Annotated in this window: 3 protein-coding genes; 2 read left to right on the top strand and 1 reads right to left on the bottom strand. The window is 45.9% G+C overall.

The genetic code is table 11. The annotated features are described in order from the left end of the window. Positions 1 to 218 precede the first annotated feature (218 nt). Entirely contained in the window at positions 219 to 683 is a 465-nt protein-coding gene (locus tag DEU29_RS13875) for a DUF1643 domain-containing protein (RefSeq protein ID WP_126752305.1), read from the top strand. A gap of 87 nt (positions 684 to 770) precedes the next feature. Continuing rightward, positions 771 to 1,331, top strand: coding sequence for a hypothetical protein (locus DEU29_RS13870; RefSeq protein WP_133540997.1), 561 nt, complete (start codon positions 771 to 773; stop codon positions 1,329 to 1,331). A 315-nt stretch (positions 1,332 to 1,646) separates the two neighbouring features. Here DEU29_RS13870 and DEU29_RS14080 read toward each other — a convergent pair. Further along, positions 1,647 to 1,868 (bottom strand): hypothetical protein (locus DEU29_RS14080; RefSeq protein ID WP_208107653.1); only part of this gene is annotated, 222 nt, incomplete at its 5' end.

Genomic DNA, 1,868 nt, shown 5'->3' with positions numbered 1-1,868 from the left:
GCTCACGCCATTGCTCGCGAGTTCGGTATGCTCGGCTCATGATGCTACCACCTTATTGGTTAAACTTGATGGTAGCCTATGGCTTTAAACTATGATTGAATAGGTGTGGTTCGAGTTACGCTTACGTTATAATGCCTAACCAAGCGCTGCTGTCGGACAATTTTTCCGCTGCGCTCCAAAATTGCCGCAGAGCGCGGCGTTAAATGCCAAGAGGAATCATGCAGAAGTCAGCAATAATTTCCGAATGCGGAATGTACAGGTATGAACTAAAACGGATTTGGGATGATTCAAAGCCTTGGGTTCTTTTTATTTGTCTCAATCCGTCAACAGCAGACCATGAAGAAGAGGATAATACTTCTCGGGTGTGTATAAATTACGCTAAGCGCTGGGGCTATGGCGGGCTGGTTATAGCAAATCTATTTGCATATAGGTCTACTGACAAATCAGTGCTCTATCAAGTTTCTGATCCAGTAGGCCCAGAAAATGATCAGCACTTGCAGAGACTCAGCGAAGAGGCTGTCGAAACAGTGTGTGCATGGACAGATGATGGCGCATTTATGAAGCGCGACTTGGCTGTTTTACCAATCTTAAAATCACCAAAGTGCTTAACTAAACTAAAAAGCGGCAGGCCGGGCCATCCTTTGTATAAAAGCAAAGAACTAAAGCCTACGCCTCTGCTATAAGCATTTAACAAGCGCGTGTTGTCGGACTGGTTTTCCGCTGCGCTCCAAACCAGCCGCAAATGCGGGCGTTATGCATAAGGAGCCAATGTGGTCAAAAAGTTGTCGCTGATTTTGGCTGTTGCCTTGATTCCTGCATTAGCTTGGTCGTTCGCAAAGCCGACTAGATTGTTTCTGCCGCATTTAAACGGGATGCAATGTAACGGATCAGTTTGCGTCGAGGACACAAAAGAAATGGAAAAGGCCATTGAGTTGTATGGCTCCGCCATAAAGGCAATCTCTACTTCTGGCGTCCCACTTCGGTCCAGACCCACATTTGTTTACTGCTCTACTATGGAGTGTTATCAGTCGTTCGGAGGAGGCAATGAACGGGCCGTTTCATATCCTTTTCTCGGTACCGTGATAGCTCCCGCATCGTGGCAAAGATACATCACTCAGCATGAATTGATTCATTGGTTTCAGTTTTACGAAATTGGTGCGGTTTCGACCATGATGAAACCGGAATGGTTTAGAGAAGGCATGGCCTATGTGTACAGCGGAGCGCCGGAATCAGATATTCCTGAGCATTACCTGCCCATGATGAAAAGATATAGTGACTGGCATTCAGAGAAATCTTGGCCAAAAGTCATTGAACAGGCGGGACATCTCTGACATGCATAACCAAGCCATAAAATTCGCTCCCTTCGGTCGCCGGACCTCGTTTCACTCGACCGTTTATGGCGGGCGTTAAAAGCTTTGAGGTATAGATGAACCTTGCTCTCTTCGATTTCGATGGTGCATGTTTCGGATGAATCCGAACACTCATTTCGGTTCAATCCGATCACCCATTTCGGTTTAAACCGATCACCTGTTTCGGTTTTATCCGATCACTTTTAGCCTTTTTCCGAAATCACTGTTCGGATTGCCGAAATCGGTGATCGGAATGCCGAAATACCGTTCTTTTTCTAACTAAATCAACTGGTAAGCTCAACTCAACGCAACTGCATTGAGGAATGGCTGACCATGGCTAGAAAGAGAACCCAAATGAGTAAGATAAAAGACATCCTGAGACTTCGGTTTGATGCTGGACTCAGTTTGAGAGACATCAGTAAATCCGACTTTCCGCACCGACATCAGGAATAAATCTCCAGATACCGTTTTCCGAGCACCTGTAACACAATCTGCTGTTGTTCGTTGAGACCGGTAATG

Origin of the sequence: Idiomarina aquatica (assembly GCF_004362895.1) — a bacterium.
Classification (GTDB): Bacteria; Pseudomonadota; Gammaproteobacteria; order Enterobacterales; family Alteromonadaceae; genus Idiomarina.
The sequence above is the reverse complement of the archived record's forward strand: the minus strand, read 5'-3'. Positions and strand labels throughout refer to the sequence as shown.